Source organism: Streptomyces sp. HNM0645 (assembly GCF_030056615.1).
In the GTDB taxonomy this organism is placed as follows: Bacteria; Actinomycetota; Actinomycetes; order Streptomycetales; family Streptomycetaceae; genus Streptomyces; species Streptomyces marianii.
Genome location: NZ_JASHLT010000036.1, coordinates 64,210 through 75,427, shown reverse-complemented (window position 1 = coordinate 75,427; position 11,218 = coordinate 64,210). Strand labels below are relative to the sequence as shown.

The 11,218-nt window shown below is 69.2% G+C and carries 27 protein-coding genes; 1 reads left to right on the top strand and 26 read right to left on the bottom strand.

Features of this window, described 5'->3' with window-relative positions:
• Positions 1-146: 146 nt before the first annotated feature.
• The gene (locus tag QMZ92_RS23935; RefSeq protein ID WP_283299520.1) at positions 147-476 is read right to left on the bottom strand and encodes a hypothetical protein; all 330 of its coding nucleotides are present in this window, start codon (positions 474-476) and stop codon (positions 147-149) included.
• Between the two features lie 203 nt (positions 477-679).
• On the opposite strand from QMZ92_RS23935, the gene QMZ92_RS23930 reads away from it, so the two are divergent.
• On the top strand, positions 680-853 hold the full coding sequence (locus QMZ92_RS23930) for a hypothetical protein (RefSeq protein WP_283299519.1): 174 nt from the start codon (positions 680-682) through the stop codon (positions 851-853).
• A 49-nt stretch (positions 854-902) separates the two neighbouring features.
• On the opposite strand, the gene QMZ92_RS23925 is transcribed toward QMZ92_RS23930, so the two are convergent.
• The 25 genes from QMZ92_RS23925 to QMZ92_RS23805 all read right to left on the bottom strand — a co-directional run bounded on the left by QMZ92_RS23925 (position 903) and on the right by QMZ92_RS23805 (position 11,136).
• Positions 903-1,607 (bottom strand): helix-turn-helix domain-containing protein, encoded by a 705-nt coding sequence (locus QMZ92_RS23925; protein ID WP_283299518.1) that lies wholly within the window; start codon positions 1,605-1,607, stop codon positions 903-905.
• A 35-nt stretch (positions 1,608-1,642) separates the two neighbouring features.
• The gene (locus QMZ92_RS23920; RefSeq protein ID WP_283299517.1) at positions 1,643-2,056 is read right to left on the bottom strand and encodes a cytosolic carboxypeptidase N-terminal domain-containing protein; all 414 of its coding nucleotides are present in this window, start codon (positions 2,054-2,056) and stop codon (positions 1,643-1,645) included.
• Entirely contained in the window at positions 2,053-2,892 is an 840-nt protein-coding gene (locus QMZ92_RS23915) for a hypothetical protein (RefSeq protein WP_283299516.1), read from the bottom strand. Before QMZ92_RS23915 ends, QMZ92_RS23920 begins: the two co-directional genes overlap by 4 nt.
• A complete protein-coding gene (locus QMZ92_RS23910) occupies positions 2,889-3,398 on the bottom strand; it encodes an HNH endonuclease signature motif containing protein (RefSeq protein ID WP_283299514.1) in 510 nt (169 codons plus the stop codon). The genes QMZ92_RS23915 and QMZ92_RS23910 overlap by 4 nt, the downstream gene beginning before the upstream one ends.
• Positions 3,398-3,667, bottom strand: a complete 270-nt coding sequence (locus QMZ92_RS23905) for a hypothetical protein (protein WP_283299512.1) — start codon at positions 3,665-3,667, stop codon at positions 3,398-3,400. Before QMZ92_RS23905 ends, QMZ92_RS23910 begins: the two co-directional genes overlap by 1 nt.
• Entirely contained in the window at positions 3,664-4,218 is a 555-nt protein-coding gene (locus tag QMZ92_RS23900) for a hypothetical protein (RefSeq protein WP_283299511.1), read from the bottom strand. Before QMZ92_RS23900 ends, QMZ92_RS23905 begins: the two co-directional genes overlap by 4 nt.
• A gap of 5 nt (positions 4,219-4,223) precedes the next feature.
• Positions 4,224-4,484, bottom strand: a complete 261-nt coding sequence (locus QMZ92_RS23895) for a hypothetical protein (RefSeq protein ID WP_093659351.1) — start codon at positions 4,482-4,484, stop codon at positions 4,224-4,226.
• Between the two features lie 77 nt (positions 4,485-4,561).
• A complete protein-coding gene (locus QMZ92_RS23890) occupies positions 4,562-5,332 on the bottom strand; it encodes a hypothetical protein (RefSeq protein WP_283299510.1) in 771 nt (256 codons plus the stop codon).
• Positions 5,329-6,192, bottom strand: a complete 864-nt coding sequence (locus QMZ92_RS23885) for a PD-(D/E)XK nuclease-like domain-containing protein (protein WP_283299509.1) — start codon at positions 6,190-6,192, stop codon at positions 5,329-5,331. The genes QMZ92_RS23890 and QMZ92_RS23885 overlap by 4 nt, the downstream gene beginning before the upstream one ends.
• Before the next feature lie 106 nt (positions 6,193-6,298).
• On the bottom strand, positions 6,299-6,517 hold the full coding sequence (locus QMZ92_RS23880) for a hypothetical protein (RefSeq protein ID WP_283299508.1): 219 nt from the start codon (positions 6,515-6,517) through the stop codon (positions 6,299-6,301).
• A 78-nt stretch (positions 6,518-6,595) separates the two neighbouring features.
• Positions 6,596-6,919, bottom strand: coding sequence for a hypothetical protein (locus QMZ92_RS23875; protein ID WP_283299507.1), 324 nt, complete (start codon positions 6,917-6,919; stop codon positions 6,596-6,598).
• Positions 6,916-7,266 (bottom strand): DUF6197 family protein, encoded by a 351-nt coding sequence (locus tag QMZ92_RS23870; protein ID WP_283299506.1) that lies wholly within the window; start codon positions 7,264-7,266, stop codon positions 6,916-6,918. Before QMZ92_RS23870 ends, QMZ92_RS23875 begins: the two co-directional genes overlap by 4 nt.
• Positions 7,263-7,685, bottom strand: a complete 423-nt coding sequence (locus tag QMZ92_RS23865; protein WP_283299505.1) for a hypothetical protein — start codon at positions 7,683-7,685, stop codon at positions 7,263-7,265. Before QMZ92_RS23865 ends, QMZ92_RS23870 begins: the two co-directional genes overlap by 4 nt.
• Complete coding sequence (locus tag QMZ92_RS23860; protein ID WP_283299504.1) at positions 7,682-7,822, bottom strand: hypothetical protein; 141 nt, start codon at positions 7,820-7,822, stop codon at positions 7,682-7,684. The genes QMZ92_RS23865 and QMZ92_RS23860 overlap by 4 nt, the downstream gene beginning before the upstream one ends.
• Positions 7,819-8,136 (bottom strand): hypothetical protein, encoded by a 318-nt coding sequence (locus tag QMZ92_RS23855; protein ID WP_283299503.1) that lies wholly within the window; start codon positions 8,134-8,136, stop codon positions 7,819-7,821. Before QMZ92_RS23855 ends, QMZ92_RS23860 begins: the two co-directional genes overlap by 4 nt.
• Positions 8,129-8,341, bottom strand: a complete 213-nt coding sequence (locus tag QMZ92_RS23850; RefSeq protein ID WP_283299502.1) for a hypothetical protein — start codon at positions 8,339-8,341, stop codon at positions 8,129-8,131. The genes QMZ92_RS23855 and QMZ92_RS23850 overlap by 8 nt, the downstream gene beginning before the upstream one ends.
• Entirely contained in the window at positions 8,334-8,465 is a 132-nt protein-coding gene (locus QMZ92_RS23845) for a hypothetical protein (RefSeq protein WP_283299501.1), read from the bottom strand. Before QMZ92_RS23845 ends, QMZ92_RS23850 begins: the two co-directional genes overlap by 8 nt.
• On the bottom strand, positions 8,462-8,683 hold the full coding sequence (locus tag QMZ92_RS23840; protein WP_283299499.1) for a hypothetical protein: 222 nt from the start codon (positions 8,681-8,683) through the stop codon (positions 8,462-8,464). The genes QMZ92_RS23845 and QMZ92_RS23840 overlap by 4 nt, the downstream gene beginning before the upstream one ends.
• Positions 8,680-8,832 carry a hypothetical protein gene (locus tag QMZ92_RS23835; RefSeq protein WP_283299498.1) on the bottom strand — a complete coding sequence of 51 codons (153 nt, stop codon included), beginning with the start codon at positions 8,830-8,832 and terminating at the stop codon, positions 8,680-8,682. The genes QMZ92_RS23840 and QMZ92_RS23835 overlap by 4 nt, the downstream gene beginning before the upstream one ends.
• Complete coding sequence (locus tag QMZ92_RS23830; RefSeq protein WP_283299497.1) at positions 8,829-9,053, bottom strand: hypothetical protein; 225 nt, start codon at positions 9,051-9,053, stop codon at positions 8,829-8,831. The genes QMZ92_RS23835 and QMZ92_RS23830 overlap by 4 nt, the downstream gene beginning before the upstream one ends.
• Entirely contained in the window at positions 9,050-9,358 is a 309-nt protein-coding gene (locus QMZ92_RS23825) for a hypothetical protein (protein ID WP_283299496.1), read from the bottom strand. The genes QMZ92_RS23830 and QMZ92_RS23825 overlap by 4 nt, the downstream gene beginning before the upstream one ends.
• Positions 9,355-9,714: a hypothetical protein gene (locus QMZ92_RS23820; RefSeq protein WP_283299495.1), complete on the bottom strand. Its 360-nt coding sequence runs from the start codon at positions 9,712-9,714 to the stop codon at positions 9,355-9,357. The genes QMZ92_RS23825 and QMZ92_RS23820 overlap by 4 nt, the downstream gene beginning before the upstream one ends.
• Positions 9,714-10,079: a hypothetical protein gene (locus QMZ92_RS23815; protein WP_283299494.1), complete on the bottom strand. Its 366-nt coding sequence runs from the start codon at positions 10,077-10,079 to the stop codon at positions 9,714-9,716. The genes QMZ92_RS23820 and QMZ92_RS23815 overlap by 1 nt, the downstream gene beginning before the upstream one ends.
• A complete protein-coding gene (locus QMZ92_RS23810; protein WP_283299493.1) occupies positions 10,076-10,315 on the bottom strand; it encodes a hypothetical protein in 240 nt (79 codons plus the stop codon). The genes QMZ92_RS23815 and QMZ92_RS23810 overlap by 4 nt, the downstream gene beginning before the upstream one ends.
• Before the next feature lie 5 nt (positions 10,316-10,320).
• Entirely contained in the window at positions 10,321-11,136 is an 816-nt protein-coding gene (locus QMZ92_RS23805; protein ID WP_283299491.1) for a phage antirepressor N-terminal domain-containing protein, read from the bottom strand.
• Positions 11,137-11,218 lie beyond the last annotated feature (82 nt).

The window sequence follows — 11,218 nt, the reverse complement described above, 5'->3', positions numbered from 1 at the left end:
GGGGTCGCCCGATCCGGCGACAAGGCGCCACATGGTCGTCGATGAACACGTACAGTGCCGCCAGAAGGGCGTCCAGGTTTGTCTTCACACACTGACCAACGGGCGCCCTTCGCCATGGTTGCGACCAGCACACACATCGGACTCACTCATTTAGGGGTAGCTGTGGCTACCTCTTGGAAGGGTGGGACGCAGAACGTCATCCGGGTACCGGGGACGGCATACAGGGTGCGGCCGTCCTTGCCCTTGCCGATCGGGATGCGGAACTCCCAGCCGGCCGCGGCGAGCCGCTTGAGTGCGTTCCGGACGACGACCGCGTCCTTCGCCCCAGTCCAGCGCGCCAGGTCCTCGAGGGCGGCCCAGCTGGTGCGGGTCGTCTCGTTGGCGTCGTCGGCGATCTCCAGGGCAACGGCGCGCTGAAGGCCGGTGATGTCCGGCCCCAGTGCCTCGCGCAGCTTGCGGCGGAGTTCGTAGCCCATGGGTTCCTTCTCTCGGGAGGGGTGTCGCGGTGGTGGCTTGCGGCTGCGGCGGACAGCCCTCATGGAGGCTTCAGCGGGGCGCTGTTGTTGCCCTGCTGGCTCTTCGATCGTACCTCAGGGTGTGTAGGCACCCGCAATACATTCGCAACACGGCGTGGCCGGGTGGGGTGCCTAGTCAGTGGAGAGTCAGCTACTCTGTCGACATGACGACGAAGGGAACGCCCGGCCGCATGATCCGCGTGGACGACGAGACGTGGGAGGCCTACGGCGAGGTGTGCGACGCCAAGGGCCTGTCGCGCGCCGCCGACCTGCGCGTCTACATCAAGCGTGAGATCGCTGCATACAGGCGACAGCAGCGCGCCGACGCGAAGTCCTGACACGTCCCCTCCTCCCTGCCCCGCCTTCCGGCGGGGCTTTGTCATGCGTTCAGGCGGCTTGGTCGTCGGCCTTCCGGCTTGCTGGAACTTCCGTGACGTATTTGCGAAGCGGCTCGGGCATGCCGCCCTCGAGCCAGGAGAGGATTCGCAGGAACGTGCCCCAGTTGTTGCCTGTCTGGCCGTTACGGAGACGGCTTATCTGGGAGGGGTTGACGCCGCTCATGCGTGAGACCAGGTCCCAGGTGAGCCCCTCTGTCTCACGCTTGGCGTCCACTTCGGCGAACAGGTTGGACCAGTTGGGGATGTGCCTTGACGTGGGCCGGATCGAACTGAGTTCCCGCGTGCGCTCGGCGCGGCGTGCGCGTTCCAGACGACGCTCGGCGCGCTCGCTGAGCCACAGCTCGACGTCCTTGCGCCAGTAGTACGTGTAGTGACCGTGGGCCCCTTGAGGTGACTCTGCTCGGGGCGGGCCGTAACCCTTGTGCTGCAGGGCGAGGAACGAACCGCGGCCGATGCCGATGAGGGCAGCTGCCTCGGTGGACGTGAGCATTCCGTCGGGAAGGTCGATTGGGTGGCTGCCGCGAGGACGGAGCTCCACGTCCGACTCGTTGAGGAAGTTCCGAACTGTGCCGACCGAGCATCCGAGGGCGTCGGCGATCTCGGTCATCGTGGCGCTGTCGGCGTACATCTCGATGGCCTTGGCTCGCAGCTCGTCGCGCTGCTCCGGGGTGAATCGGGTTCCGTTGAAATTCACTGGAAGGTCTCCTTGAATGACGAGGTGTCGTGCGTTCAGGCGGCGAAGATCGCCCGGTACTGGTCGCGCATGGGCTGGTCGTCGACGTGTCGGGGGTGGATGCAGCCGGCCGTGCCGCAGCCGGTGCGGACCTTGCCGACCGGGTCCCGGTGGTTGCCGATGCGGAATGCGATGCGGTGGACGGACTGTTTGCGGCCGGCGTGGTTGATGTAGCTGCCGCGGTTGAGGTCGAGGCCGGGCCACGTGAGGTGCCCGTCGTCGGTGGGCTGGGCGCGGCGCCAGAACACGTCGTCGATGGAGGCGGCCGGCTTGTAGCCGGGCGGGCATTTCGGGATGTCGAGTTCGGCGCGGAGGTCGCGGACGCGGGGCCGGCCGATGTGGAGCTGGCGGGCTATGGCTTTGTCGGACAGTCCGGCGTGGAGGAGTTCGACGATCGCGACCCGGGTCATGCGGCCACCTCCACCGCGTACTCGGGGTGGTCGCGGAAGGCGTGGTCGATGTAGGACTTGGTGACGCCGAGGCGGTTCGCTGCGTCTTCGCGGCTGACTCCGGTGGTCCGCATGATCCAGTTGGCGTCGTGGGCGACGATCTCCCGGCGGGTGACGCGGTACATGGGCTCGAAGTGCGGGTCGTCGATGGCGCCGGTTTCGTCCCAGTAGGCGGGTGGGGGCCAGCGGTTGGCGGACGCCTGCTGCTTGGCCCGCTTGATGCTGGTCGGCCGGATTCCGTGGCGGGCCGGCTTCCGGTTCTTGAGTTCGTCGTAGGTGGCCGTGATCTTCTGGGCTGTCGCGGCTCGGATGGTGGGCCGGGCGACGATGACGCTGCGGTTCGACGGGTGGATGCCGGCGTGTTGGGCCGTGTAGAGGAGGGGCCAGCCGATGGCCATGAGTGCGTGGAGGCGTCGTCGGCTTCCGGTGCTGTCGACGTTGCCGGGGGTGTGGTCGCGTGTGTTGACGGCGAGGATTTTGGCGGCGACCTCTCGGGTGACGCGCCGTTTCCTTGGGGCGGTGTTGCCGTAGTCGTGCTGGGTGAAGTTGCGCACGGCCCGGTAGGTGAGTCCGGTGATGGTGGCGACTCGGTGGATGGTGATGCCGGCGGCGTGGAGGTGGAGGAGGTGTTGGCGGATGGGTTCGGCGTCGAGGAGGGGCTGCCAGGTGCCGTTGGCGATGGCGTGGTAGCGGTTGTTCTCCCAGGCGCGGTACCGCTGGACGCAGTCGGGGAGTCGGCACTGGTAGTCGCAGTAGCAAGTTAGCGTTTCATGGTGCGGCGGTTCGCGAAGAGTCACTGGTCTCCCCTTTCATTTCCTTTCTTGGCGGATGCGTTGCGGCGCGCTGTGCGGTCGTTTTGGCGCCTGCATTCACGACAACCACGCGTGCCAGGCGACCGCGCATAGGTGTTCTCCGGGGTGAACTCGTGCCCGCGTTTGCAGTGGGTCCGGCTGGCCCAGTAGTTCCGGCCGCGGTCGATCGACTCCTGCAGGTTCTGGCCCTGTGTGCCGACGCCCAAGTGGCTTGGGTTGACACAGGCGGGGGTATCGCAGGCGTGCAGGATGAAGAGGCCTTCCGGTATGGGGCTGACCAGCACTTCGCGTGCCACACGGTGGGCGTAGCGAACTCTTCCGTCGAATCGGAGAGTTCCGTACCCCCAGTCGTTCTTTGAACCGGTCCATAGCCAGCAACCGGAGGGAAAGGCTTCCACCTTGCTCCAGAATCGACGGGGGAGTCGCGAGTCGCCGAATTGGATGTCGCCGGTCGGAGCGCCGTGATTTTGCTTGCGGACGGGACTGGCCATTACTGCTCCTCCTTCCGGCGGTCGAGGAGGTATTGGGTGTGGGCGATGCGCCAGGTCGGGGGATCGGGCCAAATGGCCCAGACCTGGTCGTGGTCGTCGAGGGCCTGGCGGAGTTGGCGGCAGCCGCGGTGAATGGCCGCGTCGCGGCGCACGTCTGCGGGTGTGCGGGTCGGCGGCTGGGGGCGTCGGGTGCGGCGCCACAGGGCCGAGACCGCGGCGTACAGGGCGGAGGCGGCGAGGGCCACGACCGGCAGCAGGGCGAGGCTCACGCGGCACCGTCCTCGGTGCGGGCGCAGGAGCAGGCGCAGTTGCCGGTGGGTTCGGGCTGGCCGGTCGCGCGGGCGTGCTCGATGTCCTCGTCGCCCGCCCACGGGTGGGGCTGCGGCGGGTCGTAGTGCTGGTCGAACTGGCAGGGCCAGCAGCGGGAGTAGCAGACGATCACGGCCGGCTGCTGCTGCTTGGCCAGTCGGCGCGCGATCTGTCGCTCCCGGGCTATGACGACGCCCTTGACGCTCAGCTTCCAGACGGCGATCGGATGGCCGTGGGTGGCGGGGCTGGTGGAGGGCACGTACTGGCCGGTGTGCTCGATGACTCCGCTGGTGCGCAGGCCGTTGATGACGGCGCCGAGGAATCCGTGGGCGAGCTTGGGCAGGAGGTCGCGCAGCAGGTTGCAGGACCATTCGTCGTGCTGCTGGCCGATGTGGAACACGGCCTGCTCGACGAGAAGCCTGTCCCAGCTGGACTGGTCGGCGATGTCGGCGAGCAGCAAGTCCTTCTCGGCTGAGGCGAGGCGTTCGGCGACGGTGAGGCGGCGGGTCATGACGGTCACCGGTCCTGCTCGAAGTGGACAGCGGTCAGCGCCTTGAGCTCTTCCGCGTGGCGGCGCTGCATGGCCTGTAGGGCCTTCTCGTGCGGGTAGCAGAGGGCGAGGGCCCCCCAGCCGGGCCGCATGCCGGGGATCCAGGTCGCGCCGTATCCGCCGCAGCTGTTGCAGCGAAGGTTCCAGCCGATCAGTCCGGCCTGCGCGGCTTCCTCGGGGGTGTTCTTCGGCGGGCCGAACCGGTCGCGGGTGGTCTTCGTGGTCATGGGCTTGTCCCTTCGGGTGCGGTTCTCTGGTGGTCGGAGCCGGCCGCATTGCCCGCGGCCGGCTCCCGGCGTGCGGGCTACGAGGCGGGGCTGGTCTGCTCGGGCTCCCAGTCGACGGAGTCGTCGGCCGCGTCGTCCCACTGGCCGTCGCCGCCGATCTGCACGCTGTACGCCGCGTTGTCGGCCTGGGCGGGCGGCGTGCTGGCAGCCGGGGCGGTGAGGGCCGCGACCGACAGCGGCGCCTTCGCCGGGACAACCTCGGCGTGGACAGTGCCTTCGAGTTCCTCGGACACGTAGGGCATGCCGTGGAGCGCGTCGGAGGCGATGAGCCGGCAGAGTTCGCCAGTCGCGCGGGCGACGAGCATGTTCTGTGGCTGCTTCTTCCACTCCGCCTTCTCGGTGAGCTTCATCTGTGCGGCCCGCTGGGTGGTCCACTCGACGGTCTGCCAGGTGTCCGAACCCTTGCGTCGGCCGCGCATCACGCACCGTTCGGGCGTCGACTCGACGAGTTCGATCTCGTGGCCCTGCTTCTGGACGACGGCCCGCATGGCGTGCGCCCGCAGGGCGGGGGTGCCTTGGATGACGTCGATGCTCTTCAGCGTGGCCATCGGCTTCAGGCCGAGTTCGGCACCGGCGAGGATCGCAGCGGTGATGTCGCCGGGCTTCCCGCGCAGGGACTGTGGGACGAACGACGTGGCGGCGAGCTTCTGTGCCATCTGGTAGGCGAGGTCGGCTTCCTGCGCCCACGCCATGAGCGCGGTGGTGCCGGCGGTCGGTGTGGGCCCGGTGTCTGCCGTGGTGGCGATGGCGGCCTGCTCGTCGCGCTGGGCGATCTCGTTGCTGGTCAACGGAGGAACTCCTCGATCTGTCGGAGGGTGGCCCAGGTCGGCATTCCGATCTGGGAGATCGTGGGCGTGGGCCCGGTCCAGTCGGGCCACTGGCCGGTGCGCTCGCAGTCGGCGTAGATGCGGAGGGCTTTCTCGTTGCGCGCCCGGCCGATGTCCTGGTCCTGGTCGGCGAGTTCGCGGACCGTGACGAGGTAGGGAGCCTTCTTGGACTGGAAGGCGAAGAAGAATCGGGCACCCTCGGGTGCGAGTCCGGCGGCCTGAACGCCGTCGATGTAGAGGGCGCCTTGCTGGTGGTAGCTGTAGGACTCGATGGCCTTGCTGCATGCGTCGGGGCTGGCGTCGGTCGTCGTCTTCAGGTCGACGATGACTGTGATCTCGGGGCGGATGATCAGCCAGTCCGGGCGGACGCGGCAGCGGATTCCAGTGGCCGGGTCGGTCCAGTAGATCGACCGCTCCGGTATGCCCATGCCTGGCGCGAACAGCGGGCCGGCGTCCGGGTGCTGGCGGATCGCGTCCGCCATCGCCTGCACCTGCTCCCCTTCGTGGGCGAGGAGAGGCACGGCTCCGGCGGCACGGATCTCGTCGCGCTCTTCGCGGGCATCCTTGGTGCGCCAGTCGTCGTACTCGGTGACGACGATCTCTTCGCCCTCGCCGAGGACGAGCTTGTGGGCTGCGTGCCCGAGGTCGAACTCCCGCTTCGGCGGCTTGGGGTTGTCGCGGTCGTACCGGTATTGGGCGGGGCAGCCGGGCGGGAGGAGGGCCCGCAGCCCGGACGACGAGATCGACGTCCGGTCGGCGTGGTACTCGTCGGCCGGGAGTCCGTCCACCCACTTCGGCGCGGTGTCGACGGCGGCGGTCACTGGACGCCGTCCAGTTCGTCGGCGCAGTCTTCGCAGAGGGGCTTGCCGCCTTCGCGGACGAAGGGCCCGTTGTCGTCGCCGCAGCGATCGCAGGTGAGGGGGCCCATCAGAACGGGACGCTTTCTGTGCGGCGGAACCAGAGGGGGATGCGGACGGTGGGGGCGGGGTCCCAGCAGTCGCAGAGTTCGGTCTCGGGCCAGCCGTTCGCGTGGACCTCGATGCCGCCGTGTCCGGCGCAGGTCGGGCAGTCGGGGTGCGGGCCGCGGGTGATGTGGAGTGCGCGCCGGTACAGTTCCAGATGCCAGCGGCGGATGCGGATGGTCACGGGTGTTCTCCTGTCGTGGCAGGGTGGGTTGGTGGCGCCGGCTGGCGGTCGTGTGGTCAGGCGCCAGCCGGCGCCCGCTCAGGCGGCCCGCTGGCCGGGGATGTGGGTGGGGCTGGTGTTGCCGGGCCGGGCGGTGATCCGCCGGGCCGGCTGGGCGGCCTGGGCGCGCAGCTGCTGGATCTGCTGCAGCTGCTTGGCGACGAGGCCCTCGGTGCAGGCGAGCTGCTGTTCGAGGTTGCGCACGTCGAGGAGCGCGTCCGACTTCTCGCGGATGAGCTGGGCGATGAACCGGTCCGCCGCCTGGAGCCGCATCGACTTGTCGGCGACGAGCGCTTTCAGTTCGCGGATGCGGTCCTGGGCGCGGTGCCTACCGTGGGCGCGGACGGTGTCGAGGAGGCTCATGCTGCCGCCTTCCGGAGTTCGGCTGCGGTGTCGCGGAGGAGGGCGATGGCCTGGGCTTTGCCGTTGCCCTTGTGGTCGCACCAGGCGGCGACCGAGGGGGCGGTGATGCGGGCTCGGACCGCGGCTTCTGCTGCGGCGACGATCGGGTCGCCGCCGGTGTAGCGGGGGGTGCCGTGTACGGCGAGGTTGATCGCGCCGAGGACGTCGACCGCGCACTTGTCCAGCGGCAGCCCGGTCTGGGCCTGGGTGGTCGAGTACAGGTAGTGCTTGCAGTAGCCGTTGGCGGCGATGTGGTCGGCGGCGTCCTCGAGGACGTCGTGGACGGCGACGGACGTGCGCGTGGTCACGACGCCCCCTCGCGTGCCTCGGTCCGCTGCTTCTCGCGCAGCAGCCGGTCCAGCGTTTCGGCGCGGGCCATCTGCGCTGCCAGCGCGTCGTGCAGGTGCCGGATCTGCCCGACCGGGTCGAGGAGGCGAACCGTCGTGTCGCCGTAGGCGGCGGTCTCCAGCTCGGCGACTCGGGCTCGCAGCGTCTCCAGTTCGGCTGCCGTCTTCGGCGGGAACACGGCGTCGAGCATTTGGCGGATCTCGTTTGCGTCCCGCTCGTCGAGGACGTGACGGATCAGGTTCTTGCTGGAGCCGTTGTACTTCGGCCCGTGGAGCCGGTAGCCGCAGCCGGTGTCGTTCTCGTCGAGCTGGGCCATGTTGAGCTGGAGGCTATTGGTCCAGCCGTCTCGGTCGAGGTCGATGACGATGCGGTCGGTCACTGCTGCTCCTTGGGCGGGTTGACGCGCGCGGGCTGTACGCGCTGCTGTCGGGGGTTGAGGGCGATGAGGAGGGCCATGGCGGCGAGGATCAGCAGGCCGATGCCGGCGACGATCGGGTCCAGGTCGACGGGGATCACGACCGACCCCCGTCCGGCACGAAGCACTTCTCGTACTCGGCGTTCTCCTTGCGGAGGCGGGTGACCTCGGCGTCGAGCTCGGCGTTCTGCCGCTCGACGATGGCGAGCTTCGTGCGCAGGTCGGTCAACTGCGCGTGGGTCAGCCGCTCGTGCGCCTCCCTCACTTCCGCCTTCAGTCGATGCGCCCTGTCGGCGATGCGGTTCCATGCCGCCCAGGTGTTGTCATCCCAGTCGCCGCTGTTGCTGCCAGCGGCTCGGAGGATTTCCCTGTCGGCGGCTTCGCGGGCCGCGATCTCGGCGAGTCGGTCAGCCACGGCGGGCCTCCCCGCGGTAGTCGCTGAACCCCAGCCCGAGCTCGGCGGCGATCTCCTCCAAGCTCGGGGCGCCGTCGGCGATGTGGAGCGGGCGGCCGGTCATCAGCGCGACCATCAGTGCGTCGCGGCGCTCGATGTGGTTCATGCCGGTCTCAATGAGGACCGGGTCTGTGGAGTCGGACCAGTGGACAGAGGTGTCAGGCATGGGGTGTCTCCCAGGGGTGGCGCCCCAGTGCGAGGAGCGCGGCGGTTGCGGCGAGGCCGGCGGCGATGTGGGTCCGGCCGAGGTCGTAGTGGATGAAGCAGGCGACGCGGGTTCCGAAGGTCACGGCCGGGCCGCCTCGCTGTGCCCGTGCGGGATGCGGAGCCGGCAGCCGGGGTGGGTGCAGGACCCTTTGTGTGCGGCCCGGTAGGCGGCGTGTTCGCGCTGTTCCCGCTCGACGTTCTGGCGGGCCATCGCGACCAGGTCCTCGAGCTCGGCGACCCGTGCGCGGAGGCGGTGTACCTCGGCGAGGAGATCGGTCGGCGGGACGTCGATGGCGGTCACCGGACGACCTCCGCCTCGTCGGTTGCGAGTTCCTCGGTGTGCTCGCGGTCGACCAGGCCCAGGGCCCTCAGCAGCAGGCCGCCGATCTCCAGCGGCACTACCGGGTGCGCCTTGACCATGTCCTCGATCAGGACCTCAGTGCGGGTCATGACACGGCCGCCGAGTCGGACATGCGGCGCAGCGCCCGGACGCACAGCCGGATCGCGAGGAGGAACCCGGGCCCAGCGCCGGAGGATTCCGGCGTCATCTCCAGGGCCAGCTTGTCGGCGGCCTCACGCAGGACCTCGGCACGATGCTCGGCGAGGATCTCGTCGACAGTGGCGTTCCACTCTGCATCGTTCCGGATCGTCATGCGATCGCGGGCGCTCATGCGTCCTCACCGGCCTCGGCCTTGAGGCGGGCGATCTCCTCGCGGGCGGCAGCCAGTTCGTCGACGGCGGTGCGCTCGCGCTCGAAGTGCTCGACGATCGAGTCCCGCCAGGCAGTGACACCCTTCAGAACCGACTCGGCGATCTTGACCTGGTCTTCGGCGGACACCTTGTTGCGGATCTGAAGGGCGATGTAGCCGGCCCCGTGCTCGCCGTCCGGCTCGATGTACAGCACCGGGCACGGGAGGGCGCTGCCGCGGACGTGGGTGCGCGGCTCCAGGAAGAAGGTCACGTTGTACGCGCTCATGCCGTACCTCCGGTGTTGGTGCGGGCGGCGAGCTGGGCGGCCCACTCGGGGTAGTCCTCATCGCGGGCCGGGCGGCGGAAGGTGCTGGCGGCGGCCGCGAACGCGCTGTCGGCGGGGTCGATCGCGTGGCGCTCCGGGTCGGCCGGGGTGCAGCGGTCCTTGCAGACGAGGACCTGCGAGTCGTTGCTGTAGCGGGCGCCGTGCGGTTCGGGCACCCACGGGCCGGAGCGGCTGCCGCAGTGCGCGCACTCCACGAACTTGGGCTCGACGCGGGAGGCGCACTCGTGGCGGATACGGATCTCGGCCGCGACCTGGGCGGCGGGCACATCCACACGGGCGAAGTCGGCGGCGGTCATCACGCACCGCCCTTGTGGTCACGGCAGCGGAGCTCGACGAACTCGCCGTCACGCGCCCGGTACTTGATCCAGCCCTCGCCATTGCCGTCACGGTCCGTGCGGCACTGGCAGACCTCGGTCTCCGGCTGCCTGTCCCCGGCGGCAGGGGACGAGGAGGAGACGGCGCGGACTTGGGCCGCGATGGACTCAAAGGTCTTGCGGACTGCGAGCATGTACCTGGAGCCCTGCTGCTCGATCTCCCGGGCCACCTGCTCGCGGGTCTCACGCTCGATCTCGGCGCGGAAGGTGTTGATGTGGTGCTGGCGAAGCTGGGCGTGCTTCACGCCCTGCGTCAGCGCGGCGTACAGCTCGTCGTAGGCGCTCATCGCGGACCACCGGCCTTCACGATCAGGCCCGGGTTGTAGGCGGCGAGGACCTTGTTCGCGCGGGCGACCGTGGCCAGAGCTTCGGCCAGCTGCTCGGGGGCCATGGGCTGGCGGCGCTGCTCGATCGACAGCATCGCGAACACGGCCTCGTCCTCCGCGTCTTGCACATGCGCCGGGATCTGCGAGCCGATCAGGCCGGCCACGCCACCCGGCATGGGCACCGTCGGAAGGTTCATCGAGATCACGACGCACCCCCGAAGTCCAGCTGCGCCGGGTACTGGGCGGCGTAGAAGCGGTCCCACGTCTCCTCGAAGATCGGACGCTGCCGCTCCGTCCACGCCTTCGTCTCGCGCACCGAGCCGTTCGGCAGATCCGACTGGCGGGTGCCGATCTCGTTGCCCGTCTCAGCCGTGTAGATGAGCGCAGCGCGCCGGCCGAACCAGGACTGCACCGACTCGATCTGCTTCCGCTTCAGGCCCTTGCCCTTGAGGAAGTCCGGCACGTACAGGGGCACGTCGAGCGGGTCGACCTCCGGCTCCTCACCCAGCGCGCGGGCGGCAACGAGGCGGCCCTTCGTCTCCAGCCACTGCGAGTCGACGATCCCGGACAGGATGGAGAGAACCTCGGCCTGCTGCTTGGCGCGGGCGATGAGGGAGTCGAGCTGCTCCTCTGTGGCCCGCGGGTTGATCGCCCCGCCTTGGGTCCAGTACGCCTCTATGGCGTCCGCGGTCTCGTTCTGGAACGCGACCAGCGTCGGGCGGACCGAGTCGGTGACGCGGGTCTCGTTGACCGTGGCGAGCAGCATGAGGAACGTGCGGACCGGGACAACGGTCATCTCGTAGGTCTTGCCGTCCGAGCCAGTTGTGGGCGCGGTGCCCATAACTGCCCAGGACCGCCCCTTGAGCTTGCGAACCTGGGTCGAGTAGTCGAGCCCCAGCTCTTCGACGGCGGGCTTCAGCACGATGTGCGGCTGACCGTCGATCAGAGTGGTGTGGATGGAGCCGGCGGACAGGTCGAGCTTCACGACCTCACGCGACTCGGGTGATGATGTAGGCACGGTTCGCCTCTCTGTTGATGGTGTGGAGGGGTGGAGCTAGGGCCGTCTGCCGGTGTGTGAGAGCCCGGCGGCGGCCCGCACA

What these genes read in the sequence shown, in the direction of transcription:
- QMZ92_RS23810 (WP_283299493.1), bottom strand. Translation starts at nt 10,315, where the DNA reads ATGAACCTTCCGACGGTGCCCATGCCGGGTGGCGTGGCCGGCCTGATC.
- QMZ92_RS23850 (WP_283299502.1), bottom strand. Translation starts at nt 8,341, where the DNA reads ATGCCTGACACCTCTGTCCACTGGTCCGACTCCACAGACCCGGTCCTC.
- QMZ92_RS23895 (WP_093659351.1), bottom strand. Translation starts at nt 4,484, where the DNA reads ATGACCACGAAGACCACCCGCGACCGGTTCGGCCCGCCGAAGAACACC.
- QMZ92_RS23830 (WP_283299497.1), bottom strand. Translation starts at nt 9,053, where the DNA reads ATGAGCGCCCGCGATCGCATGACGATCCGGAACGATGCAGAGTGGAAC.
- QMZ92_RS23815 (WP_283299494.1), bottom strand. Translation starts at nt 10,079, where the DNA reads ATGAGCGCCTACGACGAGCTGTACGCCGCGCTGACGCAGGGCGTGAAG.
- QMZ92_RS23875 (WP_283299507.1), bottom strand. Translation starts at nt 6,919, where the DNA reads ATGAGCCTCCTCGACACCGTCCGCGCCCACGGTAGGCACCGCGCCCAG.
- QMZ92_RS23935 (WP_283299520.1), bottom strand. Translation starts at nt 476, where the DNA reads ATGGGCTACGAACTCCGCCGCAAGCTGCGCGAGGCACTGGGGCCGGAC.
- QMZ92_RS23930 (WP_283299519.1), top strand. Translation starts at nt 680, where the DNA reads ATGACGACGAAGGGAACGCCCGGCCGCATGATCCGCGTGGACGACGAG.
- QMZ92_RS23835 (WP_283299498.1), bottom strand. Translation starts at nt 8,832, where the DNA reads ATGACCCGCACTGAGGTCCTGATCGAGGACATGGTCAAGGCGCACCCG.
- QMZ92_RS23920 (WP_283299517.1), bottom strand. Translation starts at nt 2,056, where the DNA reads ATGACCCGGGTCGCGATCGTCGAACTCCTCCACGCCGGACTGTCCGAC.
- QMZ92_RS23820 (WP_283299495.1), bottom strand. Translation starts at nt 9,714, where the DNA reads ATGACCGCCGCCGACTTCGCCCGTGTGGATGTGCCCGCCGCCCAGGTC.
- QMZ92_RS23900 (WP_283299511.1), bottom strand. Translation starts at nt 4,218, where the DNA reads ATGACCCGCCGCCTCACCGTCGCCGAACGCCTCGCCTCAGCCGAGAAG.
- QMZ92_RS23825 (WP_283299496.1), bottom strand. Translation starts at nt 9,358, where the DNA reads ATGAGCGCGTACAACGTGACCTTCTTCCTGGAGCCGCGCACCCACGTC.
- QMZ92_RS23910 (WP_283299514.1), bottom strand. Translation starts at nt 3,398, where the DNA reads ATGGCCAGTCCCGTCCGCAAGCAAAATCACGGCGCTCCGACCGGCGAC.